The sequence below is a fragment of the Pseudomonas savastanoi genome (genome assembly GCF_020917325.1).
GTDB classification, from domain to species: domain Bacteria; phylum Pseudomonadota; class Gammaproteobacteria; order Pseudomonadales; family Pseudomonadaceae; genus Aquipseudomonas; species Aquipseudomonas amygdali.
Genome location: NZ_CP076652.1, coordinates 4,479,369 through 4,503,513, shown reverse-complemented (window position 1 = coordinate 4,503,513; position 24,145 = coordinate 4,479,369). Strand labels below are relative to the sequence as shown.

The window sequence follows — 24,145 nt, the reverse complement described above, 5'->3', positions numbered from 1 at the left end:
GTTGCCGTTGCGTTGTACGCAATTCTGGCCGGAGACCGTGGGAGCGAACCTGTTCGCGAAAGGGCCGGTATGATCGCCGAAAATGCATCGGGTGAAACACCGTCTTCGCGAACAGGTGAAGCGTCGCCGCTTCGCTCCCACGCCCTTCGCGCAGAAGCCTGAAAACTCGGCATTCCGAGCTCTCAGGACTTGTGCAATACGCTCAGCGCAATCAGACGATGATATCGGCCGCTTGCAGACTCTGCACGCCGGTCAGCTGGATTTCAAAGTCCGCGCCGATGTTGTCATCGAGATTGCCGTACAGCACCCCATCGGCAAAGCGAAGCTCGCCGGTGTTGTTGGCGCTGAACGCCGCGTTGCCGATGAACACGAACGCATCGTGGGTATCGGTCAGCGGTCGGGCATCGAAGCCTGTGAAGTCCAGCTTGTCGCCTTCAGCTGCCTTGAAGCCGTTGATGATATCGCGCAGGCCACCCAGACCTGTCTCGTTGCTGTTGTTGAACACGTAACGGTCAGCACCGGTGCCGCCAATCAGCGTATCAGCGCCTGACCCGCCGATCAGCACGTCGTCACCCGCGCCGCCGGACAAGGTGTCATTGCCATCGCCACCGTTCAGGACGTTGGCGTTTTTGTTGCCGGTCAGCGTGTCGGCAAACAGGCTGCCGGTCAGGTTCTCTGTACCCTTGAGCGTGTCCAGCCCGGAGCCGCCGGTGGCCTGTTGAGCGCTGGTGTTCAGCGCAACCGTAACGCCTGCCGTGGCAAACAGATAAGACACCGTGTCATTGCCGTCACGACCGTCCATGACGTTGTCGCCAGCGCCTGCGTAGATCAGGTTATCAAGGGCGTTACCAGTTGCGTTCGCCGCCCCTGTGCCGGTGATGACGATGTTTTCCAGGTTAGCCCCCAGCGTGTAGCTAGCCAGCGAACTGAACACCGTGTCGATGCCGCCCACCTGCTTATCTGCGTTGGTCTCGACCACCCGGTCGGCAGCATCGTCGACGTAGTAACTGTCCGATCCATCGCCGCCGGTCATCATGTCAGCACCTGCAGCACCGTCAAGAATGTTGTTGCTGGCATTGCCGATGATGACGTTCTTCACGGCGTTGCCGGTGCCGTTGATGGCAGACACGCCGGTAAGCACCAGATTTTCCAGGTTTGCGCCCAGCGTCCAGCTGACAGACGACACCACGGTGTCGACCTGCGAGGGCGAGTCGTTGCTTTCGGTGACTGTGTCGAAAGCGTTGTCGACCACGTAGATATCGTTGCCATCGCCGCCGCTCATGTCATCTGCGCCCTGATCGCCATCCAGCACGTCATTGCCGGCGCTGCCCACCAGAGTGTCGTCATCACTGGTGCCGAAGATGTTGCCGCCTTCGTTCTGGCCACCCTCGAAAATGGCGGCCGGGTCGTTGTTGTCGCTGGCATCGCCACGAAAGCCCAAGTCATCGGCAATGAAGTCGGCCAGGCGCTGACCGACGATTTCGGCGGACTCTTCGTGCAGGTGCCAGACGTCATCGGGGTAGACCAGCGGGTTGACCTCGTAACGCAACGGCAGGTCGGTGTAGTCAACTGCCAGCTTGACGTCGGCACGCTCATTGGCGATGGCTTCCTGAGCGTTTCTGACGTATCCGGCACCCTCGACAATAGCGTTGATCTTTTCTTCGGTGTAGCCACGTGCCTTGGCCGCTTCGGTCTGATAGTGGCCGGTTTCGGCCATGTACACGGTGAAGTCGCCTATCTGCGCGTGCAGGTAATCGAACACCTTCAGGGTCGAGGCTTTGTACAGGTCGGCTGCAGCCTGCTTGTCCGTGGCGCGGGCTATTTCCTGCGCGGCTTCTTCACCCTGACCCCAGATAATCCCGGTGGTCACTTTGTCGATAGCCGTTAGTGACGTCAGTTGCGACTTGAGCAGTTCGGTTGCACGCAGCAGCGCAGGGCCAGGCTGATCGGTATCCACCAGCCACCACGAAACACGCTGTTCTTCCTGCGTGCCGGTCGAATAGCCGACCACGGTGCTGCCGCCTACGGCAAGGTCGATGCCATCACCGTTGGCGTCGGTGAACTGGCTGCGCACGTCATAATCGGTGTAACGGGCCAGGTCCTTGACCATTTCCGAGGTGCCGGACTGATTGTCGTCTTCGGTCATGCGCAGCAGGCGCGCGTTGGACTGGCCCAGCGTCGGCAGATAGAGAATCTCCTGAGCCTCGCGCTGGCCGAACACGAAGTCCGCATCGGTCAGGGTGTCGATCAGGTTGCCGCTCAGGGCGATTTCGAAGCGATTGCCGTCGGCATCCGCCGTGGCGGACTTGATGTAAGTCTTGTCGCCCGTTTCGTTGAGGGTCATGTACAGCGTGTGATCTTCGCCGTTGCCCAGCCCCAGGAAACCCAAAGCAGAAACGTCTATTTTGTCCTGGCCGGGGGTGAAGTCATAGATCGTGTCGGTGGCGGTCAGCCCGCCAGCGTCGTAATCGCGGTAGCTATCGGTGAGTGCGCTGTAGACGAACGTGTCGGCATCGGCTCCTCCGTACAGGGCGTCGCGTCCTGCGCCACCGTTAATGATGTCGGCGCCGGTATCGCCGCGCAGCGTGTCGTCACCGCCCAGGCCCAGAATCGTGTCGTTGCCTTCGGTGCCATACAGCGCCTCGGCGTTCTCGGTGCCAGTGAGGGTCCCCGGCGTGACGTTGCCCACATTGATGGCAAAACTGTCGGCGACCGACGCGCCGGTGGCGTCGCTCGCGGTCAGCAATACCGAATAAAGCCCCGATGCCGTGCCGCCCGGTGTGCCGCTGAAGGTCAGAGTCTTGCTGTCGAACTTCAACCATTCGGGCAGGGCGCTGTTATCGGCCAGGGTCGCGCTGTAGGTCAGCGTGTTGCTGTCCGGGTCGCTGAAGCTGCCCGGCTGTACTGCGTAGGAGAACGCTTTCAGCTCGGTGACGTTCTGGTCCATCAGCGGCGTATTGAGCACTGGCGCCTGATTGGCGGCTGAGGCTGTAGAGAAGATGAAGTTGGACGCGCTCAGTTTGTCGGCCAGATTGCCTTGCAAGGCGATCTCGAAGCGATTGCCTGTGCTGTCGACCGCATCGGTCTTGATGTAGGTCTTGCTGCCGTCGGCATTGACGGACAGGTAAATGGTGTTGGCGCTGCCATCGCCCAGGCCGCGCAGGCCGATGCTGGACAGGTCGATGCGGTCTTCGGCCGGGTTGAAGTCGGTGATCGTGTCGCTCTGCTTGGTGCCGCTGGCGGTGTAATTGCGGTAGCTGTCCAGGCGCGAGTTGTAGATGAACAGGTCCGCGCCCGCCCCACCGGTCAGGGTGTCGGCATCGGCTCCACCGGTGATCGTGTCTGCGCCCGCGCCGCCATCGATACGGTCCGTACCGGCGTTACCGTTGATCAAGTCATTGCCGTCAGTGCCGGTCAGCGTATCGCCGCCCGCAGTGCCTTCGATGACCCGCTGGAAGATGAAATGGCTGGCATTGAGCGTGTCTTTCAGGTTGCCGCTCAGGCCCAGTTCGAACCGGTTGCCGCTGGCATCGGCGTCGAGTGATTTGACGTAAGTGCGATCAAGTGTGGCGTTATAGCTGATATTCAGCGTGCCGCCCTTGCCGCTGCCCAGCCCGCTGAAGCCCAGGTTTGAAAGGTCGATGCGGTCCTGGCTGACGTCGAAGTCAGTGACCAGATCGGTGGCGCTGGTGGTCGCCGTACGATAGCTGTCGGTCAGTTGATCGAAGCGAAAAGTATCGGCACCCGCGCCGCCGGTGAGCTTGTCGGCTCCCGCACCGCCAATCAGGATGTCGTCACCCGCACCGCCGTTCAAGGTGTCCTTGCCCGCCAGGCCGAAGATCATTTCGTGGGCCGCGCCACCGTTGATGACGTCGTTGGCCTCGGTGCCATTGACGGTCACCAGCGGGAACGCATCGCCCGCAAAGCTGCCATCGCCATACACCAGGGTCAGCCCCTTGCTGGTGTGGCTGATGGTGTTGCCGACGATGCTGTTGCGATCGGTGCCGTCTTCGTTGCGCTCGGCAACGCCGTAGGTGGAGTTGTCGCTGCCGGTGATCGTGTTGCCACGGATCAGGTTGTCGCTGCCGTTGAAATACTTGCCGGAAACACCCGAGGTGTCGTCGTAAGACTGGATGATAATCTCCGGCACCGGGGCGCCGAGGGAGTTGTTGCTCAGGGTGTTATCAAACACATCCACCCCGGAACTGCCGTAGATGCGCACACCGGCATTGCCGTTGTCGTGAATGTCCAGGCCACTGACAGAGACCTGACTGGACAGCTTGATCAGCACGCCTTCAGCACCGTTGCCATAGACCGCGCCGCCGGTGATGGTGATATTGGCAGGCGAGGGGATGTTTTCACTGCCGCGCTGCACCACGATGCCGGTGCTGCCATTGCCGTAGGCAACGTTGTTGCTCAGGGTGAAATCGTGAGTGCTGGTCACCACGTTGAAGCCGTGACGATCGTTGTTATACGCAACGTTGTTTTCAAACACGCTGTCGCTCAGGTAATCGGCCACGAAGCCGTCCAGGCCGTTGCCATGCGACACGCTGTTTTTGATGACCATGTTGACGGTCTGCTCGTGCGGGTCGAAGCCGTAGCCCGAGCAGTCCTTGATCTCGACGCTGTCGAGCGTAACGTTCGAATCCTTGCCGTCAGAGCCTGGAATGTAACCGTTGAACCAGCCGTCCACCTTGCCGGTGGTGGCGTCACGGTTACCGTCCAGTGTCAGATTTTTCATGCCGAAGTCGTGGGTCTCTTCGCCGTAGGCGGAACGCACGATGCCGGTGACCTTTGTGTCCGAGCCATCCGCAAGCTTGATGACTGTCTCGCCCATGCCCGCGCCCGACAGGGTCACGTTGCTTTTGAGCATCAGGCAGCCGTCGGAAGGCTCCTCGCCACCGGAGACAATGTAGGTCCCGGCTGCCAGCACAACTTCCCCACCACCCGCCGCTGCAGCCGCATCAATAGTTGCCTGAATGGCGGCCGTATCGTCAGTGACGCCGTCGCCCACTGCTCCGAAGTCTTTTGTGTTTAATATCATGGTGTTACTCCAGGCGGCGACGAATGTGGATGAATTTAGTCAATATTGCAGCGTCCGGATGATAAGACCTTTTGTTCAGGAAAAGTTGCTTGATATGGGCTATATTTTCGTCGAAACCGACGACATGTGCGTCAATAATGCGGCTGTCATATTTGTGACGGGTAACGCGGGGCGCGGCGACGGGTTGGCGTCAAAAAGCGGCGGCCGTCGAGTGGACAGTGAGTGACGCAGCCGCTATGGTCGCGCCCTTCAAAAATGGGGGCAGGCATGGGTTATCTACTTATCGTCACACTGATTCAGGCTTTTTCGTTCAGCCTGATCGGTGTCTATCTGGCCGGGCACGTCGACAGTTATTTCGCGGTGCTGATCCGCGTGGTGCTCGCCGGTCTGGTATTCATCCCGCTGACCCGCTGGCGTCAGGTCGAACCGCAGTTCATGCGGGGCATGCTGCTGATCGGCGCGCTGCAATTTGGCGTGACGTATGTCTGCCTGTACCTGAGTTTCAGGGTGCTGACCGTGCCCGAAGTGTTGCTGTTTACCATCCTCACGCCACTGCACGTGACGCTGATCGAAGACGCGCTGAACCGGCGCTTCAACCCTTGGGCCTTGCTCGCGGCGATGGTCGCTGTGCTGGGTGCGGGCGTGATTCGTTACGACGGCCTGGACGGCGACTTCCTCGGCGGTTTTCTGCTACTGCAACTGGCCAACTTCACCTACGCCGCCGGGCAGGTGCTGTACAAACATCTGGTGGCGCGCCACCCCAGCGATCTGCCGCATTACCGACGTTTCGGCTACTTCTACCTGGGCGCGCTGGCGGTGGTATTGCCCGCGTTCCTGATGTTCGGCAACCCGCAACACCTGCCCGAAGCGCCGACCCAATGGATCGTGCTGCTATTCCTCGGCCTGTGTTCGACGGCGCTGGGCATGTACTGGTGGAATAAAGGCGCGTGCATGGTCAATGGCGGCACACTGGCAGTCATGAATAACCTGCATGTGCCGCTGGGGCTGTTGATCAATCTGCTGATCTGGAACCAGCATGAGGACTTCACCCGCCTGCTGATCGGCGGCGGGGTGATTGTGGCGTCGGTATGGATCAGTCGCCTGGGCGTGCGGCGTGTGCCGGAGAGCGTTTCCGGCACGCGTTGAATCAGACGTGCTGACCGCCGTTGACGTGAATCTCCGCACCGTTCACGTAGGACGCGCCAGCCGTACACAGGAAATAGATCAGCGAAGCGACTTCCTCGGGCTTGCCCAGTCGGTGCATCGGCACCAGCCGCTCGACAATTTCCGCAGTGCCGGGTGACAGGATCGACGTATCGATTTCGCCCGGTGCGATGGCATTGACCCGTATCCCGTGCGGGCCGAAATCGAAAGCCATTTCCCGGGTCAGCGCCGACAGGGCCGCCTTGGAAGTGGCATAGGCGACCCCGGCAAACGGGTGAACCTTCGAGCCGGCAATCGAGGTGACATTGATGATGCTGCCCTTGGCTGCCTTCAACTCGTCAAACAGCCCGCGAGCCAGTAGCGCCGTGGAGAACAGGTTGACGTTGAAGACCTTGATCCAGGTGCTGTAATCAGACTCCAAAACGCCCATGCGACCGCCTTCCGCCGTCTTCGGCGAAACCCCTGCATTGTTCACCAGCGCATCGAGCCGCCCGCCGAGCTTGTCCTTGATCGCCGCCATGCTCTCGCTGACGCTGTCGATGTTTTCCAGGTCCAGGTGAATATGGTTGAGCAGACCTTCAGCCCACGGACAGTCATCCACCCAGTTCTGCCTGGACGCCGTGAACACTTCCCAGCCCGCGGCATTGAAATGCTTGACCGTGGCATGACCAATCCCCCGGCTTGCGCCAGTCAGCAACAGCTTTTTCTTGTCGCTCATGAGTGCGTTCCGGTTTTTGAGGGTGGATGCATCATGTTTTTTGGCGGGCGGGGTGTCAACGCTGTTTGTCCGGTGTCAGGCCGCAGAACGCTTGTGGCTAATCCGCTTCAAGACCCTGCGCCACAGCGCCCGCTTCGGCCGGGGTGTTGCTTCGGTCACCACAGTCGGCATGTCCCGCAAGCGAATCCAGGTTTCACTGCGCCAGTGCAGCACGCTCAGCGAGGCGCCCGGCCACTGCAACTGGCTCATTCTGGGGTTATCCAGCGTCACGCTCTGCTGATCATGCAGCACCGTAAGCACCTCATGCGTCAGCCACTGACGCAGCGCGCGGTTCTCCGGCACGTAATGATGAACCAGCAACGCCAGCACGCCGGATTCACTGATCATCAGCTGCCGCTGGCATTCGCCATTGGCCTGCAACCAGACCTCGCGATGCTGATCGGCATCAAGCTTGAGCGTGGCACGCTCGTCCAGCGCCTTGCCCATCAGACGGGCGAGGTCTGCGAGGCAAAACCATGCTTGCGCGTCGGTAAAAATGGCGCGCAGCATGCGGCTGTGACGGAGGAAGAGGGTGGCTTCGAAGTGGGGTGTTTGTGGCACACAGGGGGTTACGGTGAACATGGGTGCAGCTCCTGGATATGAGACTGCCACAAGACGTCGCTAAACGAATGGGTGGCAGCTGTACGAAGGTTAGCGAACCGGTATCCAGGAAACCGGCAGACCCGAAGGTCTCCGACGTACAGCCGCCATAGCACGTGCCTCAAGTCTGGCTCGAAGCAGTGGGTGGGGCGCTGACACGCCTGGATAGAACGGATCGCTAAATCCGGCCGCTGATTTTGCAGCGAACGGCGGGGAGGTTAGCGTGGTGAGGGTAGGGTGGCAAGGGTGTGGGGTTGAAGCGTAGGAAACGGCATTTTTTTGGGTAGGCACGATGCGATTGTTGTATCTTTTTCGAACGGTGTCGCAGAAATCCATTGGGTCAGTCGCGTAAAGTATGTCGCAATAGATGAAGTTGGCCTGACGCTGACCGACCGTAGACCAATAGAGTTCAAGGACAGACAACGTACATGGACTATCAAATGCCGCAATACATCATCAGCCCATCGGGTTGCCTCATTGTTTCTTCTGCTACGGTCTGGCGGGAGTAGGCGCGATGTTTGAAGCAGCACGCTTCGGTGACGAAATATCACACTCCAGCGCCCTGGGAGGCTTCCTGATCGGAGCTGTGCTCGGTATTGCGCTCATCGCGACGGTGGCGATCGCGACCTTCACGTGCGGGTTCGGCGTGGCTCTTCTGGCAGGACTTGCAGCAGGCGTCGGAGGTAGCCTGCTCACCGCCGCAGGAGAGGCCATAGGGAGTATGTTTTCCTCCCCCTCCGGTACGATTCTCACGGCCTCGCCCAATGTGTACATCAACAACCGCAAGGCGGCGCATGTTGAAAAAAGCATCGGTGCCTGCGAGAAGCATCCGGGGCCGATCAGGATTGCCGAAGGCTCGACCAACGTCTTCATCAACAGCGTGGCGGCGGCGCGCAAGGGTGACAAACTCACCTGCGGCGCGACCATCTCCAGCGGCTCCAACAACGTGTTCATCGGCGGCGGCAGATACCGCTACCTGCCGGTAGACGATGAAATTCCTGGCTGGCTGCGCACCACCGTCGATGTGCTGATGGCGGTGGCCGGCGCGGCGGGCGGTATTGCCCAACTGATCAAGGCCGGGACGCAGGCGGGCATGAAAGCCGTGCTGCCCTGCGCATTGAAATTCACCGCAGGCTTTGTGGGCGGCGAAGTCGCCAGCCGCTATGTGGTCGAACCGGTCGTGCGCAGTGCCATCGGTGGCATGACCGGCAACCCGGTCGACACCACCACTGGGCGCAAACTGATTCCAGACGAAATCGACTTCAGTCTGCCCGGCCTGATGCCCATCGAGTGGTCGCGCTTTTACGCCAGCAACCTGGATGTCGACAGCGTACTCGGCAAAGGCTGGGTGCTGCCGTGGGAACAAAGCCTGCGCAAGCACGGCAGCTTCGTTTACCTCACAGACAACCAGGGCCGTACGGTTCCGTTCGTGGACATCGCGCCGGGCCAGCGTATCTACAACCCTCACGAACAGGTGTATCTGGTCTGCACACAAGGCGGTCACTACCTGCTGCAGACGCTGGACAACATCTTCTTCTACTTCGGCGAAGTGCCCGGCGACAACAAGCCGGTCCCGCTGGACCGTATCGAAAACGCACTGGGCCAGTTCCTGCATTTCACCCGCACCGAACAAGGCACGTTGACCGACATCAGCGCCACGGGCGGCGTGCGCGTGCACCTGCATTACGACGAAGTGACTACACGCCTCGACTCGGTCAAGCGCATCGTCAACCACGAGGCCGTCGAAACACTGGTGCAGTACCGCTACGACAGCAACGGCCAGTTGAGTGAAGTGTTCAACCGCAACGGCGATTCCGTGCGCCGCTTCAGCTACACCGACGGCGTCATGACCCGCCACAGCAACGCACTGGGCCTGACCTGCGAGTACCGTTGGGAAACCATCGACGGCCAGCCACGTGTCGTAGAACACCAGACCAGCGACGGCGAGCACTTCCTCTTCCGCTACGACCTCGAGGCCCGTACTACGTGGGTCACCGATGTATTGGGACGCGAGCTGGAGATTCACTACAACAAGGACCACCGCGTCACCTCGAGCCGCGACTACAGCGGCGATCACTACGCCATCGAGCTGGACGACACCGGCAACATGACCGGCCTGACGCTGCCCGACGGCAACCAGCTGACCTTCGAATACGACGAGTTCGCCCGGCTGCTCAAGGAAACCGATCCGCTGGGCCGCAGCATTCGTTACCAGTACCACCACCTGACCACGCTGATCACTCAGGTCGATTACCCCGACGGCAGTACCTGGAAAGCCCGCTACGACGCCAAAGGCAACCTCGTCGCCGAGATCGACGCACTGGGCCACAAGACCGAATACCTCAACGGTGAGGACGGCCTGCCGCACACCATCGTCGACCCGACGCTCAAGTCCAAATACCTGTGGTGGAACACCCTGGCGCAAGTGCAGCGCTTTCAGGACTGTTCGGGCAAAAGCACTCATTACCGCTATGACGAGCGCCTTCATCTGGTGGCCGTCACCGATGCCCTGAACAACACCACCACGCTGGAACGCAAACCCGACGGCGAAGTGCTGCGCATCAACCATCCGGACGGCACCCACGAGACCTTTACCTACAACGAACTGGGCCAGGTCCTGACCCACACCGACGGCAAGGGCCAGACTACCCAACTGCTGCGCAACGGCCGTGGCCTGCCCAAATGGCGACAGGATGCCAAAGGGCAAACCATCACCTACGAATACGACAAGGCCATTCGCCTCGTCGCCCTGACCAACGAAAACGATGCGACCTATCGCTTTGCCTACGACGACGCAGACCGTCTGATCGAAGAAAAACGCATCGACAACCTGACCCGCCGCTTCAGCTACAACCTCGGCGGACACCTGACACAGGTCGAGGAAATTGGCTACGGTGAGAAAGGCGAACAGCCACGGCGCAGCACCCACCTGGAGCGCGACCCGATTGGTCGCCTGTTGGCCAAACTCAACGACGACGCGCGTCAGGACTACGCCTATGACGACGGTGACCGACTGCTGTCAATCGAGCGCAAACCGACGGATACCGGCAGAAAACTGGGCGTCACCGCCGAGAAACTGGAATTCGCTTACGACCTGCTGGGGCGACTGACCACAGAGACCACGCCGCAAGGCGCGCTGGCCTACGAGTACGATCCACTCAGCAACCTGACCACCCTTACCCTTCCTACCGGCCAGCATCTGAACCACCTGTATTACGGCAGCGGTCATCTGCATCAGCTCAACCTCGATGGCCAACTGATCAGCGACATGGAACGCGACGACCTGCACCGCGAGGTCTACCGCACCCAGGGCAAACTCACCAGTTGCTTCGGCTACGACAGCATGGGCCGCAAGGCCTGGCAGTACGCCACAACCCTGCCTGCAGAAAAACTGTCGCAGATTCAGAACCCGCTCATAAAGCCAGAGCGCTACGTCGAACACGCCTACAACCCGGTCCACCGCCGCTACGAATACGATCCGGCCGGTGAACTGAGCCGCACCCTCGACAAACTGCGCGGCGAAACCCAGTACGAATACGAAGCCAACGGCCAGCTGCTGGCGCGCAACACCGGCCGCGTGGTCGACGGCGAAGAATTCCGCTACGACGCCGCCGCCAACCGCCTCAACTTCAACACCAGCCGCTTCGACCACGTCAAAGACAACCGCCTCAAACAGTGGGCGAACCACGAATACAAATACGACGCGTGGGGCAACCTGATCGAAAAAGCCGTCGGCATCGTGCGCTGGCAGACCTTCACCTACGACTGCGAAAACCGCCTGGTCAAAACCGAGACCATGGCTGACACGCAGGTGGAAAGCACCAGTAGCTACCAGTACGACAGCCTGGGCCGAAGAGTCGCCAAACAATCCGAGATCAAAGGCCAGACCGCCCACAAACGCTTCCTCTGGCAAGGCTTGCGCATGCTGCGCGAAGAAAGCCCGGGACAGAGCAGCCTGTATATCTACGAGCCCGGCAGCTATGCGCCGCTGGCGCGCGTGGATGAAAAAGAAGGCGAGGTAGAGAACAAGGTTTACTATTTCCACACCGACCAGATCGGCACACCGCTGGAAATGACCGACGCCGAAGGTCAGATCGTCTGGCAGGCGAAGTACCGGGCCTGGGGGGCGGTTGAGAAGCTGGTTGTGAACGAGGTTGAGCAGAACCTGCGGTTTCAGGGGCAGTATTTTGATGTCGAGACGGGGCTGCACTACAATACGTTTCGGTATTATGACCCGGAGATTGGGCGGTTTATAACGCAGGATCCGATTGGGTTGTTGGGTGGGTTTAATTTATACATATACGCTCCAAACTCTACAGGCTGGATAGACCCCATTGGCTGGGTAAAGGTATACCGGAACCTAAGACCAGACGAGCTTGTAAGCGACGGTATCTCTGCCAAAAACCCTGGAAGAGGCATGTCACCCGCGGGCCATGTTCGCAACGGCAGCTCACCTAACTTCAAAGGATCTCAGTATGTCTCTACGACCACAGACATGGAAGTTATAAATAAGTATAAAGGAGCGGGACAAACCACTGTAAGCTTTGATACTGATGATGTAGTACACGACAGCCACGGTAACAAAAGTATTGTAGATATTTCTACTCCTGACAAGGCTACCTCGGCGGGACTGAAAGGTCCAGCCGCTCACTATGCGGCGGCATCAAGAGAAATATTAGTCGAAGGGCATGTTCCATCAAGCAAGATCACTATTTGCTAAGGTAATAAATATGAACGCTGAAATCGCCGTTGATCTGATCGATGCAAGACTCTTGGGAGCAGACTCTATTCCAGTAAAAATACGGACTAGGGCCAAAGTTTCTGAAAAAGAAGTTGCTGAGTTATTTTCAGCCATTGACTTTATAATTAGCTACTACAGTGAAAAAGACATTATCCCCAAAAGGATAGCACTAGCTTTCGTTGACATATATGTCAACTTCAATGTCTCGGATGACTTTTACAATGAAAGCGAAACTCAAAGATACGAAGATATTGGAATAGCACTACAAGAAAAAGCATATGAGCTATTTGAATAAGCAGTACACAACTGAATAGTTCAGTGGATTGATCTTCATCGCCGTACGTTCAAGACTGGCGTTGTTGAGCACGGGATAATCGATAGTGAGTATTTCGATTGCCGTTACGACTTCAAACAGCGTACATCGTGAGCAGTCGATATGCTTGGGCGTAAATTTGAGATTCATTACAACAAAGACCGGCGCGGCGCCTCCTGCCGCGATTACAGCGGATTCGGGTGATTATCTCCCACCGTAAGCCGTATCTGAAGGATGGAGACCCTCGAAAAGGCGATGGCTCCTGCCAAGACTTATTTTTTGTTAATACAGCTTGAACAGTGATGGCTACCTTTTACGTAAATAGATAGCCTATGCTCTCACCCACCTGAACTGTCAGAATTTGATATTCGTACATGCTAACCACGCCTTCCTAAAAGGCCTATACTGATGGTTTTTTTCTTTACGGACACCGTCACACTTGCGGTATTCGATCTCGACGCCCTCAAACACAGGGTGGAAGATACCTGCGATTGGTGGAGTATTGCAGAAGATGAGCTACTTGAAACAAACAAAGGAAACATTGCTTGCTTTGGCCTCGGCCAGGATGGAAGGTATGATGTCGAAATACTGACGACCTATCAAAAGAATGTCACATCCTGTGGGTACTATCCGGCTAGGCGAGTATGTCGGATTACTGCTTTTTAAAAACTTGGTGGTTTTACAGTTGAGCTCGGTTGCCGCTTCTTAAAGAACGAGGTCAGAGGCTTTAAGAAACGGTGTCTGGGCGAACCTGCGCTACATGTCTCTTGTTGTAGGCCAGTTGATCAGCGACATGGAGCGCGACGATCTTCATCGCGAGATCTACCGCACCCAAGGCAAGCTGACCAGTTGCTTCGGCTACGACAGCATGGGGCGCAAAGCGTGGCAGTACGCCACAACCCTGCCTGCTGAAAAACTGTCACAAATCCAGAACCCGCTCATAAAGCCAGAGCGTTATGTCGAACACGCCTACAACCCGGTCCACCGCCGCTACGAATACGACCCGGCCGGCGAACTGAGCCGCACCCTCGACAAACTGCGCGGCGAAACCCAGTACGAATACGAAGCCAACGGCCAATTGCTGGCGCGCAACACCGGCCGCGTGGTCGACGGCGAAGAATTCCGCTACGACGCCGCCACCAACCGACTCAACTTCAACACCAGCCGCTTCGACCACGTCAAAGACAACCGCCTCAAACAGTGGGCAAACCACGAATACAAATATGACGCGTGGGGCAACCTGATCGAAAAAGTCGTCGGCATCGTGCGCTGGCAGACCTTCACCTACGACTGCGAAAACCGCCTGGTCAAAACCGAGACCATGGCCGACACGCAGGTGGAAAGCACCAGTAGCTACCAATACGACAGCCTGGGCCGACGCGTTGCCAAACAGTCCGAGATCAAAGGCCACACCGACCACAAACGCTTCCTCTGGCAAGGCCTGCGCATGCTGCGCGAAGAAAGCCCCGGCCAGAGCAGCCTGTACCTTTATGAGCCCGGCAGCTATGCGCCGCTGGCCCGTGTTGATGAGAAAGAGGGCGAGGTAGGGAACAGGGTTTACTACTTCCACACCGACCAGATCGGTACACCGCTGGAAATGACCGATGCCGAAGGGCAGATCGTCTGGCAGGCGAAGTACCGGGCGTGGGGGGCGGTGGAAAAGCTGGTTGTGAACGAGGTTGAGCAGAACCTGCGGTTCCAGGGGCAGTATTTTGATGTCGAGACGGGGCTGCACTACAACACGTTTCGGTATTATGACCCGGAGATTGGGCGGTTTATAACGCAGGATCCGATTGGGTTGGATGGGGGGGATAACCTTTACAAATATGTTCCAAATCCCACAGCATGGGTTGATCCATGGGGCTGGGCTTGCAATCGTCCGGGGGGCTATAAATCAGGTGATGTCGATACCCATGGCAATTTATCACCGGGCGTAAACAGAGCGCCTGGTAATAAAAACATCCCAAGTGATAAATCAGTTCAGTCACACCACTTTATTCAGGATGAGTGGGCAAAGAGGAATGTAGCAGGATATAAGCGTAACGCAGCGCCAGCAGTTTTATTAAAAAGCTCCTCTGGAGAATCACACGCTATTGTTTCATCACTTCAACGAACCAGACGCAGATTGGGCGGATTTAACGGCACCATTAAGGAAGAGTTTGGAACCGCATACAAAGAGCTAATAGACTCTGGAGTTAGTCCTAGCGTAGCAAAGAAAGCTGCGAGCAGATCATATAAATACTTCGACTCCTTGGGAGCATTTGACTAATGATATCCTTCACTGAAAAGAACAGCCCTGCCAACGTAAATGAAATAGAATCCGTCTGCAAAGAGTTAGGGATCTCAGAAAAAAACTGGTTGAGAACATTTTGGTCTGAATGCAATGGGGCGGTATTAGAAGATCAAATCGTAATTTATCCTATTGATCAAATTGTCGAGCGTAACAAAACATATGAAATAGATATAAATTTCCCCGAGTACATTTTGATTGGAGATGACTCTGGAGGCGGATTAATATTAATCCCCAAAAAAGGCTTGGAAAAATTCTACTTTATAGGGTCTGGAGATCCCTTTATTAATGACGCTGAAGTATTTGACTCCATTGAAAAGCTAACTGCCTACGTGATGGCTGATGCAGATAGTGATAGTGATAGTGATAGTGATAGTGGCAACATAGTTTCAGTCGCAGAGATCAAGCCGTCAGCATCTGACGTACTGAAAATTAAAAAAGATTTTAATTTAGACTATTCAATAGCACTGCTAACTAAAAAACTAGAAAAAAAAGAAGAGATCATCTCGGAAAATGTGAAACTTATTAAGTATAAATCCGCATTAGACTTACACAGGAAATTTGTTAGATTCTCATCAAAACCCTGATTTCAAAAGCTAGCACTAACATGCGGACTCAAAATAAATTTTTATTGATTTTTCACACTTAATCCATAAAAGTAAAAAATTACATAAATACCGACTAGCTCACCTTATTTTGAATAAGTAATGCTAGCGATCTTTAAAAACTTAGATTTATTCCTTCTTAAAGATATCGTTTTATTTTTAATCGTAGCTTGGCAGTGGCTTTAATAAGACAGTTTAATCCTAAACACCAACTGATCAGAGACATGAGTATTGGGGCTATCGCCCCCAAGGCAAACTCACGAGCTGCTTCGGCTACGACAGCATGGGCCGCAAGGCCTGGCAGTATGCAACCACCCTGCCCGCCGAAAAGCTGTCGCAGATTCAGAACCCGCTCATAAAACCAGAACGCTATGTCGAACACGCCTACAACCCGGTCCACTGCCGCTACGAATACGACCCGGCCGGCGAACTGAGCCGTACCCTCGACAAACTGCGCGGCGAAACCCAGTACGAATACGAAGCCAACGGCCAGTTGCTGGCGCGCAACACCGGCCGAGTGGTCGACGGCGAAGAGTTCCGCTACGACGCCGCCGCCAACCGCCTCAACTTCAACACCAGCCGCTTCGACCACGTCAAAGACAACCGCCTCAGACAATGGGCGAACCACGAATACAAATACGACGCCTGGGGCAACCTGATCGAAAAAGTCGTCGGCATCGTGCGCTGGCAGACCTTCACCTACGACTGCGAAAACCGCCTGGTCAAAACCGAAACCATGGCCGACACGCAGGTGGAAAGCACCAGTAGCTACCAATACGACAGCCTGGGCCGACGCGTTGCCAAACAGTCCGAGATCAAAGGCCACACCGACCACAAGCGCTTCCTCTGGCAAGGCCTGCGCATGCTGCGCGAAGAAAGCCCAGGCCAGAACAGCCTGTACCTTTACGAGCCCGGAAGCTATGCGCCTCTGGCGCGTGTTGACGAGAAAGAAGGCGAAGTCGAGAACAAGGTTTACTACTTCCATACCGACCAGATTGGCACACCGCTGGAAATGACCGATGCCGAAGGTCAGATCGTCTGGCAGGCGAAGTACCGGGCCTGGGGGGCGGTTGAGAAGCTGGTGGTGAACGAGGTTGAGCAGAACCTGCGGTTTCAGGGACAGTATTTTGATGTCGAGACGGGGCTGCACTACAACACGTTTCGGTATTATGACCCGGAGATTGGGCGGTTTATTACGCAGGATCCGATTGGGTTGTTGGGTGGGTTTAATTTATATCAGTATGCGCCCAGTCCTATCGGTTGGATTGATCCGTTAGGGTGGGTTACCTATAATACTATGCAAGCTCTTTCGGGCTTTCAAAAGCACCATATAATTCCTCAGCAATTAGCAGGTCACAATGCTATTAAGGCAGCAGGAATGAACATTCACAAAGTCTCAAATATTATCTACTTACCTAAATATGCTGAAAGTCATCCTACCAGAACGATTCATCGAGGCTCTCACGCAGACTATACTACTTCTGTTGAACAACAGCTTGATTCGGTTCATAAGTATGGAGTGGAAAACGGTTGGACCAAGGGTGATTATGACAAAGCAGTAAATCAGATTATCGCTGCTGAGCGTAAAGGACTGCGTTCTGGCACTACGATGTTAAATTCTGCGTCTGTAAGAGGTGTTGCTTGTGGCTAAAATCTTTATTCTGAAAATATCTGAATCTTATCCAGAAAGCTATTGGTTTAAGAGCAAGATTTTGACAGGTCAAGACTCAATTCTCCTAAAGACTGGGGTGGAGGTAAATGAGGAGTTGTTAATTGAGTTTACGCTGACTTCAAGAGCTAGTATTGACAAGGTTCTTAAGTATGATTTTTTTTTCAGCGACGGACCTAATTTTATTAGCTCCAGGCTTCATCAGTTATTATTGGATGCCAAGATTATGGGTGTTCAATTTCTTGATGCAGACATCTACATGGGTGGAAAGAAATATGACGGCTATAAAGTTTTCAATATAACTTCAACGCTCAGCGTATTTGATAAAGAGAAATCTAAAAGCGAGCCAATTTTGAGCTATCTGCCAGATGGCCCTCAAAAGTATACTGAGATTTTTCTGAGGGATGATATTGATATGTTGGTAGATGTTTTTAGGGCGGATGAAGATTTTACAACTATGTTAGCTTCCGCTCGCTTTAAGGAAATATGCGAGCTTAATGAAGTGCGTGGTTTAGAATTCAAAAAGAGTCTTTCCAAGGCCTGACGTCTATGGATCAGTCTCGTTTTGCTGACGTCAGAATCTAGTGCTCTTTAATAAAAAATAATCAACGTTAGTGGCTGCCAACCTTGCCTCAGCCACTAGCTTTCTTGCTTCATTAGGTAGTTAATTCAAAAATCAATACCATCATCTTATCCCTCAGGTCGATTACCCCGACGGCAGTACCTGGAAAGCCCGCTACGACGCCAAAGGCAATCTCGTCGCCGAGATCGATGCGCTGGGCGACAAGACCGAATACCTCAACGGTGAGGACGGCCTGCCGCACACCATCGTCGACCCGACGCTCAAGTCCAAATACCTGTGGTGGAACAACCTGGCGCAAGTGCAGCGCTTTCAGGACTGTTCGGGCAAAAGCACTCATTACCGCTATGACGAGCGCCACCACTTGGTGGCCGTCACCGATGCACTGAACAACACCACCACGCTGGAACGCAAACCCGACGGCGAAGTGCTGCGCATCAACCACCCGGACGGCACCCACGAGACCTTTACCTACAACGAACTGGGCCAGGTCCTGACCCACACCGACGGCAAGGGCCAGACTACCCAACTGCTGCGCAACGGCCGTGGCCTGCCCAAATGGCGACAGGATGCCAAAGGGCAAACTATCACCTACGAATACGACAAGGCCATTCGCCTAGAACCGTAGCGGAGTATAAGGACAGCATGCGTTATCAGGGTGCGGGCTATATGGCCTTGCCAATGGTTATAAAACCGACCAAGGCAAACCCGCATGCCCCAACGGGAGAGCTCAGGGCAGGCCTTGATGATCAGCCACTGAGTAATGTTGCCCTGTAGAATTTCTGTATGGTACGAAAATAGCTGCTGGCGATCTGGTAAGTAATCTGTCCTCGGCATGCAGTTCACACTGGAGGCAACATGTTCGACAAAGGCATCTGGCTGAACCAACCCCGACACTGGAACGTGGCGGAAGAGCGCCTGACAGTCACCACAGACCCGCAAACCGATTTCTGGCAGCAGACGCACTACGGCTTCTGCCGCGACACCGGTCATTTTCTGGGTGTTTCGGTGACCGGTGATTTCACTGCGCAAGTGCATGTGCAGGGGGATTTCAAGACGCTTTACGATCAGGCGGGCTTGATGGTCCGCATTGACGAGCGCAACTGGGTCAAAACCGGCGTTGAAGTCAGCGACGGAGCCCTGATGCTGGGCAGCGTTCTGACCTGCGGGCAATCGGATTGGGCGACTGGTGCGTTTGATGAGTCGTCATCCTGCGTCTGGCTGCGAGTCACCGTCGCCAAGGGCGTTATGCGTATTCAGCACTCCAGCGACGGGCTGCGCTGGCCGCTGCTGCGCCTGGCACCATTTCCCGTGAGTGAGTCTTATGCCGTAGGCCCAATGTGCTGCAGCCCGGAGCGGGGAGGGCTGGAGGTAGTGTTCTCTCATTTCGAGGTCATGCCTGCACTGGGTAAGGATTTGCATGATCTGACGTGAGTTGCTTACCGGTAGGCTCTTACCGGCCACTGCTGGCTGCGCATAGGTCTACCTTCGGACCTCAGTTGTGCATAGTTCTGATTCCTCAGCCTTAACTTTCTACAGAAAGTAGCTGTAGTTTAACTATGAGCAGTCGATACCCTCAGGTGTTTTTCCTCTTTGCCTTGGTGTGACCTTGAATAGACCTGTCCTGATTTTTTGCGTGGCTTTTCTTACCGGATGTGTGGGCCACTATCAGCAAGCTAAGTTGACGGAGCCCCACGCCACGATAGAGGCCGCGTGGGGTAAAACTGACTTTCTCCACGAAGGGTTTCAAGGGTACTGGGCTTACTACGATAGTCGTTGCCAAGACACAGATGAGACCGGCGCTCTGGGTGGTGTCTCTCAAACCGACCCTGAAAAGAATCGCTTTCTGATTAAGCCCGAGAAACGCATTTATCTGAATTCACTCATTGTAGGGGTCAAACGACTAGAGGATCGCAACCGGACTTGGGTGCAGATAAGCTGTTTGAACGTCAGCAGCTTCATTCCTAAGGAGGGAGCGACCTATAAGGTGACTCCGTCAGCTTTCGACGGCCAATGTTCGTTAGCGGTGATAGATCGGCAGACAGGGAAGCCGCCAGCTTCGCTCATGGTCGAGCCTGTAAGGAAGGAGTGTGGGCTTTAACAGGCCTATACTGAAACGCCCCGCTGGCTTCACCGTAATCATACCCATACCGTGGTGCACGTGAAGCATGTGCCAGGTATCTCGTTGGCGAATGGTTTCACCACTCATTGCATGTGCTGCGTATTCAGCACTCCAGCGACGGGCTGCGCTGGAGGTGGTGTTCTCTCATTTCGAGGTCATGCCTGCGCTGGGCAAGGATTTGCATGATCTGACGTGAGTGACTCTTCAGCCGGCCATTGCAGGCCCGCTGAAGAGCGACATGCTCACCTTGTTTTACTTAACAACGGTGAACTTGCAGTTTTCAGGTGATGTTTTTTCACATACGTTATAGACGAGACCCAAAAAACCATTTTCTTTTTTCCAGGTACCGCCTGCAGTTTTCACAGTGAAATCCTTATTGTTTTTAGCGGTAAAGCGCATGTCCAGCATCTCGCGCCCACCGATGTTGTAGGTACAGTATTGCAGCATCTGAGGCGCGTCTGCGCTCTCTTGAATAGCGATGGCCAGTTCAAAGGACTGCACAGGCATTTTCTTTTTTACAACGCCTTGCAGCACGCCGGTCCACTCGCCGTCATTGCCGCTCGCCCGGTATACACCGGGTGAGACCTGCTCGATCTTCGCGACGGTAGGGCAGTTTTCCGCCGCTTGAGAGGTCAGGGACATGCCCAGCAGGCAGGTAGCAATTGCGGCGCTGATTAATACTTTTTTCATGATATTCCTTTAATTGAAAAACTCAATTCTTGATGTGTGTAGGCTTGCGTGCGGTTTTTTTGCGTGGTTAGGCGGTAAACTTTTTGGATTCGCTAGTGGGTTACATGTTTCTATCGGATGCGTGGCAGCAACTGTGTTGCATGTTGTCTCGTTACTAAAGATGTCTGTATTTCGGCAGTTACTTGACCATATGCAATTTAGGTAGGGCTATCTTAGTTGCCAGGCTGTTTCCTGTCTGTGCCTTCAGGCCTTAATTGTTTGTAGGAAATGGCGCTGCTTATATTCGGATAATGGGCTGGCGGAGGTCTCTCATCGCTGACTATTTTCTTTGCGGAATAACTCGACCGACCATTCGATAAGGTGCGCGATTGCGCCTTTGCGCTTGGTGACACGCTGGCAAACCAATGCCAGCCATCAGCACTACAAAAAACGCCGAGGCCCGCCGACTTTCTAGCACGAAGAAAAATGGGCACAGTACGCGCACCGGTCCCATTAGGTTGCTGACAATTAAGAACCCATCATCGATTGAACGTGGTGGCGGTCATGTTAGGCGCAGCACCGCTGGTTCGAACACTGTCGACAGCCACCCCGCATGCCCCTGTGCACAATGTTTCAGCATGAGAGGCGAGCTGAGCCGCTGGGCAAGCAAATGCATTTGCCGACAGCGATAGCATCAGCCGCCACTCACGTGGTTAATATCATTGTGCCGGTGGTTTGTACCCTGCAAGCATTTTCAATACCTCATCATGGGCACCGCTTGCTTCGGCGAAGCGCAATGGCTTGGCGCGCTCCACTATAAGTTCTGACGGGGTCGGAGAGATCTCGAGCAGGTCGAAGATTTGATCCAGAAACTCTTCCAGAGGCATCGCGTGCTCGTCATTTTCCTGCCCGAGCAATGTGGTGCGTACACCCGGTGGTGCAAGCTCGATAACCTCGATCGGCGAGCCCTCTAGCTGCACTCGAAGACTTTGAGTGAACGAATGAACGGCCGCTTTGGTTGCGCTGTAGGTTGGTGTCGCAGGCAGCGGAACGAATGCCAACGCCGAACTGACATTCACGATCGTTGCACTGGGCTGCTTGATCAACTGTGGCGTGAATGCATACACCATGCGAATAGTGCCGAGTAAGTTGGTTGTCACGATATCTTCGGCTGTGCTCAGGTATTGCGGATCAGTCAGATCCTCCCAGTGCATGATGCCTGCGTTGTTGATGAGAACGTTCAGATGCGGGTGGCTGATCGCAAGCGCCTCGCTGCTGCGCTGGATTGATTGTGTATCGGAGACGTCCAGCAATATCGACTCGATACCTGGATGTTCTGACACAATCTTGTCGAGAAGAGCCTTGCGACGTCCCGCGATGATGACAGTGTTGCCCGCTTTTTGAAGCCTGAGGGCCAGCCCGAGGCCTATGCCTGAGGTGCCGCCAGTAACCAGAATCGTATTGCCAGTGCCGTTCATAGTAAACTCCGGAAATAATGCTTAAGCGGACACTTGTCCACTTGAAGGACATTACCGGACAGGTGTCCGCTTAGCAATCCAATCAAGGAAAATCTTTGCTCATGACTGACGAATTGGTGATGCGTTCTGACGCCAGGAAGAACCGTGAACGGATACTGGAGGTCGCAGTGGTTGAGCTGACCAGCGATCCTGCTGTGGCGCTAAGCGCAATTGCGAAGAAGGCCGGGGTAGGGCAGGGAACGTTCTATCGCCATTTTCCTACTCGAGAGAAACTGGTATTCGAGGTTTATCAATTCGAAATGCAGCAAGTGGCGTCGTTGGCGGAACAACTGCTCGCTACTACCGCCCCCAGGCAGGCCCTTCGGGAGTGGATGGACCACCTCGTTGAATATGCAATGACTAAGGCGGGTCTCGCCACCGCTATTCGGCAGGCCGCGTCTGTTTATGAATTTCCAGGGCAGTCCGGATACGCACCCGTTCAGGCGGCCGCCGAGCTGCTTTTGCGGGCCAATGAAGCTGCTGGAACGATTCGTAGCGGTGTAACTGCCGATGACTTTTTTCTCGCCATTGCAGGCATATGGCAAGTTGATTCTCAAAGTGAATGGCGCTCACGCATCACCAGATTGTTGAACCTGGTGATGGATGGTTTATGTGCAGGCAGCCCCGAAAGCTTGAACAAGAACGTCCAGCTCTAAAGCCGCAAACCCTAACCGTCATGCCGTATTTGAACGGCATGACCAAGGTGCTCCCAGGGTTACTTTTGCGCCAATAATGCTTTTCTCGCTGTTTTTTCATCTTTCATCGCGGCGATTTCACGCTCGCAGGCCTCGACATCGAACGAGTTGTCCCACTTGGCAATGGCGAGGGTGCCGATGCCGTTACCGATCAGGTTGGTCACGGCCCGCGCTTCGTTCAAAAACCGGTCAATGCCCAGAAGTAATACAAGACCTACCAGAGGAATGGAGTGGATGGTTGTGAGCGTTGCAGCCAGCGTCACAAACCCCGCACCCGCCACTCCGGCCGAGCCTTTGGACGTCAGCAGAAACACCCCCAGTAGAATCATCTGATCTACAAATGTCAGTGGCGTATTGGTCGCCTGAGCGATGAAAATGGCGGCCATTGTGAGGTAGATACAGGTGCCGTCCGCGTTGAAGGTGTATCCCGTTGGCAGCACCATGCCCACTACCGACTTTTTGCAGCCAAGCTTTTCAAGCTTGGCCATCATTCGCGGCAGCACGGCTTCTGTCGAGCAGGTGCCCAGTGTGATGAGAATTTCATCCTTGAAGTAGCGGAGGAATTGCATCAGCGGCATGCCCGACCATCTGGCAACCGAGCCCAGCACCACCACGATGAAAATCAAGGTAGTAACGTAGAGGGCGACCAGCAACTGCCCGAGTGACAGCAGAGTACCAATTCCGTATTTGCCGATCGTGAACGCCATGCCGGCACCAGCACCCAGAGGGGCCAGGCGCATGACCATTGCAACGATCCTGAACAGACCTTGCAGGAACAAATCAATGGTATTGATCAACGGCTTGCTGGTTTCGCCCATTTGCACCAGTGCAATACCCATCAGTACCGAAAGCAGGATCACCTGAAGCATCACGCCATTGGAGAACGCGCCAAGAAAGGTATTTGGGATAATATTGAGAAAGAACTCGATAGTGCCTCCTTGCTCACTGGCAGCCTGGCTGTACTTGCTGATAGCACTGTCATCAAGCGTACTGGCGTTGATATTCATACCCGCGCCAGGCTTCACAATGTTGACCACAATCAGGCCAATCACCAGCGCGATGGTTGAAAGAATCTCGAAGTAGACCAGCGCTTTAACACCGATCCGTCCGACTTCTTTAATACTGCCCATCTTTGCGATGCCTACAACCACCGTACCGAAAATGATGGGTGCCAACAGCATTTTGATCAGCTTGATGAAACCATCGGCAAAGGGCTGGAGCTTGGCGCCGACATCAGGCACGAAGTAACCGATGGCTGCACCGATCACGATGCCGATCAGCACTTGCACATACAGCTGGCTATACCAGCGGGTTTTGGAGATTTCCACGGAAGCACCTCATTTTATTTTTGTGATGGGCATGTGGCTTGGCGTCAGTAG

Annotated in this window: 17 protein-coding genes and 3 pseudogenes; 14 read left to right on the top strand and 6 right to left on the bottom strand. The window is 55.2% G+C overall.

Annotated features, from left to right (window positions below; genetic code table 11):
* Positions 1-211: 211 nt before the first annotated feature.
* A complete protein-coding gene (locus KP808_RS19045; RefSeq protein ID WP_230016683.1) occupies positions 212-5,044 on the bottom strand; it encodes a M10 family metallopeptidase C-terminal domain-containing protein in 4,833 nt (1,610 codons plus the stop codon).
* Here KP808_RS19045 and KP808_RS19040 point away from each other — a divergent pair.
* A complete protein-coding gene (locus KP808_RS19040) occupies positions 5,031-5,270 on the top strand; it encodes a hypothetical protein (RefSeq protein ID WP_230016682.1) in 240 nt (79 codons plus the stop codon). The two genes, KP808_RS19045 and KP808_RS19040, sit on opposite strands and share 14 nt — an antisense overlap.
* 41 nt (positions 5,271-5,311) lie before the next feature.
* On the top strand, positions 5,312-6,190 hold the full coding sequence (locus tag KP808_RS19035; protein WP_230016681.1) for a carboxylate/amino acid/amine transporter: 879 nt from the start codon (positions 5,312-5,314) through the stop codon (positions 6,188-6,190).
* A gap of 1 nt (position 6,191) precedes the next feature.
* Here the strand turns inward: KP808_RS19035 and KP808_RS19030 are convergent, their stop codons facing one another.
* Complete coding sequence (locus KP808_RS19030) at positions 6,192-6,926, bottom strand: SDR family NAD(P)-dependent oxidoreductase (RefSeq protein ID WP_230016680.1); 735 nt, start codon at positions 6,924-6,926, stop codon at positions 6,192-6,194.
* Positions 6,927-7,001: 75 nt separating this feature from the next.
* Positions 7,002-7,547 carry a BRO-N domain-containing protein gene (locus KP808_RS19025; protein ID WP_230016679.1) on the bottom strand — a complete coding sequence of 182 codons (546 nt, stop codon included), beginning with the start codon at positions 7,545-7,547 and terminating at the stop codon, positions 7,002-7,004.
* Between the two features lie 532 nt (positions 7,548-8,079).
* Between KP808_RS19025 and KP808_RS19020 the strand changes: the two genes are divergently transcribed.
* The 11 genes and pseudogenes from KP808_RS19020 to KP808_RS25985 form a co-directional block, all read left to right on the top strand.
* Entirely contained in the window at positions 8,080-12,285 is a 4,206-nt protein-coding gene (locus KP808_RS19020; protein WP_230016678.1) for an RHS repeat-associated core domain-containing protein, read from the top strand.
* 10 nt (positions 12,286-12,295) lie between these two features.
* Positions 12,296-12,601 carry a hypothetical protein gene (locus KP808_RS19015; RefSeq protein ID WP_057402436.1) on the top strand — a complete coding sequence of 102 codons (306 nt, stop codon included), beginning with the start codon at positions 12,296-12,298 and terminating at the stop codon, positions 12,599-12,601.
* A 426-nt stretch (positions 12,602-13,027) separates the two neighbouring features.
* On the top strand, positions 13,028-13,285 hold the full coding sequence (locus tag KP808_RS19010; RefSeq protein WP_057402438.1) for a DUF6386 family protein: 258 nt from the start codon (positions 13,028-13,030) through the stop codon (positions 13,283-13,285).
* 94 nt (positions 13,286-13,379) lie between these two features.
* A complete protein-coding gene (locus KP808_RS19005) occupies positions 13,380-14,888 on the top strand; it encodes an RHS repeat-associated core domain-containing protein (protein ID WP_230016677.1) in 1,509 nt (502 codons plus the stop codon).
* Positions 14,888-15,496 (top strand): SMI1/KNR4 family protein, encoded by a 609-nt coding sequence (locus KP808_RS19000; protein ID WP_230016676.1) that lies wholly within the window; start codon positions 14,888-14,890, stop codon positions 15,494-15,496. Before KP808_RS19005 ends, KP808_RS19000 begins: the two co-directional genes overlap by 1 nt.
* A 256-nt stretch (positions 15,497-15,752) precedes the next feature.
* Positions 15,753-16,793 (top strand): annotated as a pseudogene (locus tag KP808_RS18995) (RHS repeat domain-containing protein); the annotation flags it as partial.
* Positions 16,794-16,811: 18 nt separating this feature from the next.
* Entirely contained in the window at positions 16,812-17,165 is a 354-nt protein-coding gene (locus tag KP808_RS26235) for an AHH domain-containing protein (protein ID WP_371875243.1), read from the top strand.
* Positions 17,158-17,727 carry an imm11 family protein gene (locus KP808_RS18990; RefSeq protein ID WP_230016675.1) on the top strand — a complete coding sequence of 190 codons (570 nt, stop codon included), beginning with the start codon at positions 17,158-17,160 and terminating at the stop codon, positions 17,725-17,727. Before KP808_RS26235 ends, KP808_RS18990 begins: the two co-directional genes overlap by 8 nt.
* A gap of 145 nt (positions 17,728-17,872) precedes the next feature.
* Positions 17,873-18,382, top strand: a pseudogene (locus KP808_RS18985) (type IV secretion protein Rhs); the annotation flags it as partial.
* Between the two features lie 239 nt (positions 18,383-18,621).
* The gene (locus tag KP808_RS18980) at positions 18,622-19,197 is read left to right on the top strand and encodes a DUF1349 domain-containing protein (protein ID WP_016980518.1); all 576 of its coding nucleotides are present in this window, start codon (positions 18,622-18,624) and stop codon (positions 19,195-19,197) included.
* Positions 19,198-20,003: 806 nt separating this feature from the next.
* Positions 20,004-20,081, top strand: a pseudogene (locus KP808_RS25985) (DUF1349 domain-containing protein); the annotation flags it as partial.
* A gap of 56 nt (positions 20,082-20,137) precedes the next feature.
* Here the strand turns inward: KP808_RS25985 and KP808_RS18975 are convergent.
* Together KP808_RS18975 and KP808_RS18970 are read right to left on the bottom strand one after the other, a co-directional pair.
* Positions 20,138-20,575 (bottom strand): DUF3757 domain-containing protein, encoded by a 438-nt coding sequence (locus tag KP808_RS18975; RefSeq protein WP_057403679.1) that lies wholly within the window; start codon positions 20,573-20,575, stop codon positions 20,138-20,140.
* Between the two features lie 698 nt (positions 20,576-21,273).
* A complete protein-coding gene (locus KP808_RS18970; RefSeq protein WP_219169923.1) occupies positions 21,274-22,032 on the bottom strand; it encodes an SDR family oxidoreductase in 759 nt (252 codons plus the stop codon).
* A gap of 101 nt (positions 22,033-22,133) precedes the next feature.
* On the opposite strand from KP808_RS18970, the gene KP808_RS18965 reads away from it, so the two are divergent.
* A complete protein-coding gene (locus KP808_RS18965; protein WP_057401014.1) occupies positions 22,134-22,727 on the top strand; it encodes a TetR/AcrR family transcriptional regulator in 594 nt (197 codons plus the stop codon).
* Between the two features lie 59 nt (positions 22,728-22,786).
* Here the strand turns inward: KP808_RS18965 and dctA are convergent, their stop codons facing one another.
* Complete coding sequence (dctA, locus tag KP808_RS18960) at positions 22,787-24,094, bottom strand: C4-dicarboxylate transporter DctA (protein WP_230016674.1); 1,308 nt, start codon at positions 24,092-24,094, stop codon at positions 22,787-22,789.
* Between the last annotated feature and the right edge of the window lie 51 nt (positions 24,095-24,145).

Excerpts from the sequence above, each read along its gene's own strand:
- KP808_RS18965 (WP_057401014.1), top strand. The coding sequence starts at position 22,134 with ATGACTGACGAATTGGTGATGCGTTCTGACGCCAGGAAGAACCGTGAA.
- KP808_RS19020 (WP_230016678.1), top strand. The coding sequence starts at position 8,080 with ATGTTTGAAGCAGCACGCTTCGGTGACGAAATATCACACTCCAGCGCC.
- KP808_RS26235 (WP_371875243.1), top strand. The coding sequence starts at position 16,812 with ATGCAAGCTCTTTCGGGCTTTCAAAAGCACCATATAATTCCTCAGCAA.
- KP808_RS19035 (WP_230016681.1), top strand. The coding sequence starts at position 5,312 with ATGGGTTATCTACTTATCGTCACACTGATTCAGGCTTTTTCGTTCAGC.
- KP808_RS18980 (WP_016980518.1), top strand. The coding sequence starts at position 18,622 with ATGTTCGACAAAGGCATCTGGCTGAACCAACCCCGACACTGGAACGTG.
- KP808_RS19005 (WP_230016677.1), top strand. The coding sequence starts at position 13,380 with ATGTCTCTTGTTGTAGGCCAGTTGATCAGCGACATGGAGCGCGACGAT.
- KP808_RS19025 (WP_230016679.1), bottom strand. The coding sequence starts at position 7,547 with ATGTTCACCGTAACCCCCTGTGTGCCACAAACACCCCACTTCGAAGCC.
- KP808_RS19000 (WP_230016676.1), top strand. The coding sequence starts at position 14,888 with ATGATATCCTTCACTGAAAAGAACAGCCCTGCCAACGTAAATGAAATA.
- KP808_RS19015 (WP_057402436.1), top strand. The coding sequence starts at position 12,296 with ATGAACGCTGAAATCGCCGTTGATCTGATCGATGCAAGACTCTTGGGA.
- KP808_RS18970 (WP_219169923.1), bottom strand. The coding sequence starts at position 22,032 with ATGAACGGCACTGGCAATACGATTCTGGTTACTGGCGGCACCTCAGGC.
- KP808_RS18975 (WP_057403679.1), bottom strand. The coding sequence starts at position 20,575 with ATGAAAAAAGTATTAATCAGCGCCGCAATTGCTACCTGCCTGCTGGGC.
- KP808_RS19010 (WP_057402438.1), top strand. The coding sequence starts at position 13,028 with ATGGTTTTTTTCTTTACGGACACCGTCACACTTGCGGTATTCGATCTC.
- KP808_RS19045 (WP_230016683.1), bottom strand. The coding sequence starts at position 5,044 with ATGATATTAAACACAAAAGACTTCGGAGCAGTGGGCGACGGCGTCACT.
- KP808_RS19030 (WP_230016680.1), bottom strand. The coding sequence starts at position 6,926 with ATGAGCGACAAGAAAAAGCTGTTGCTGACTGGCGCAAGCCGGGGGATT.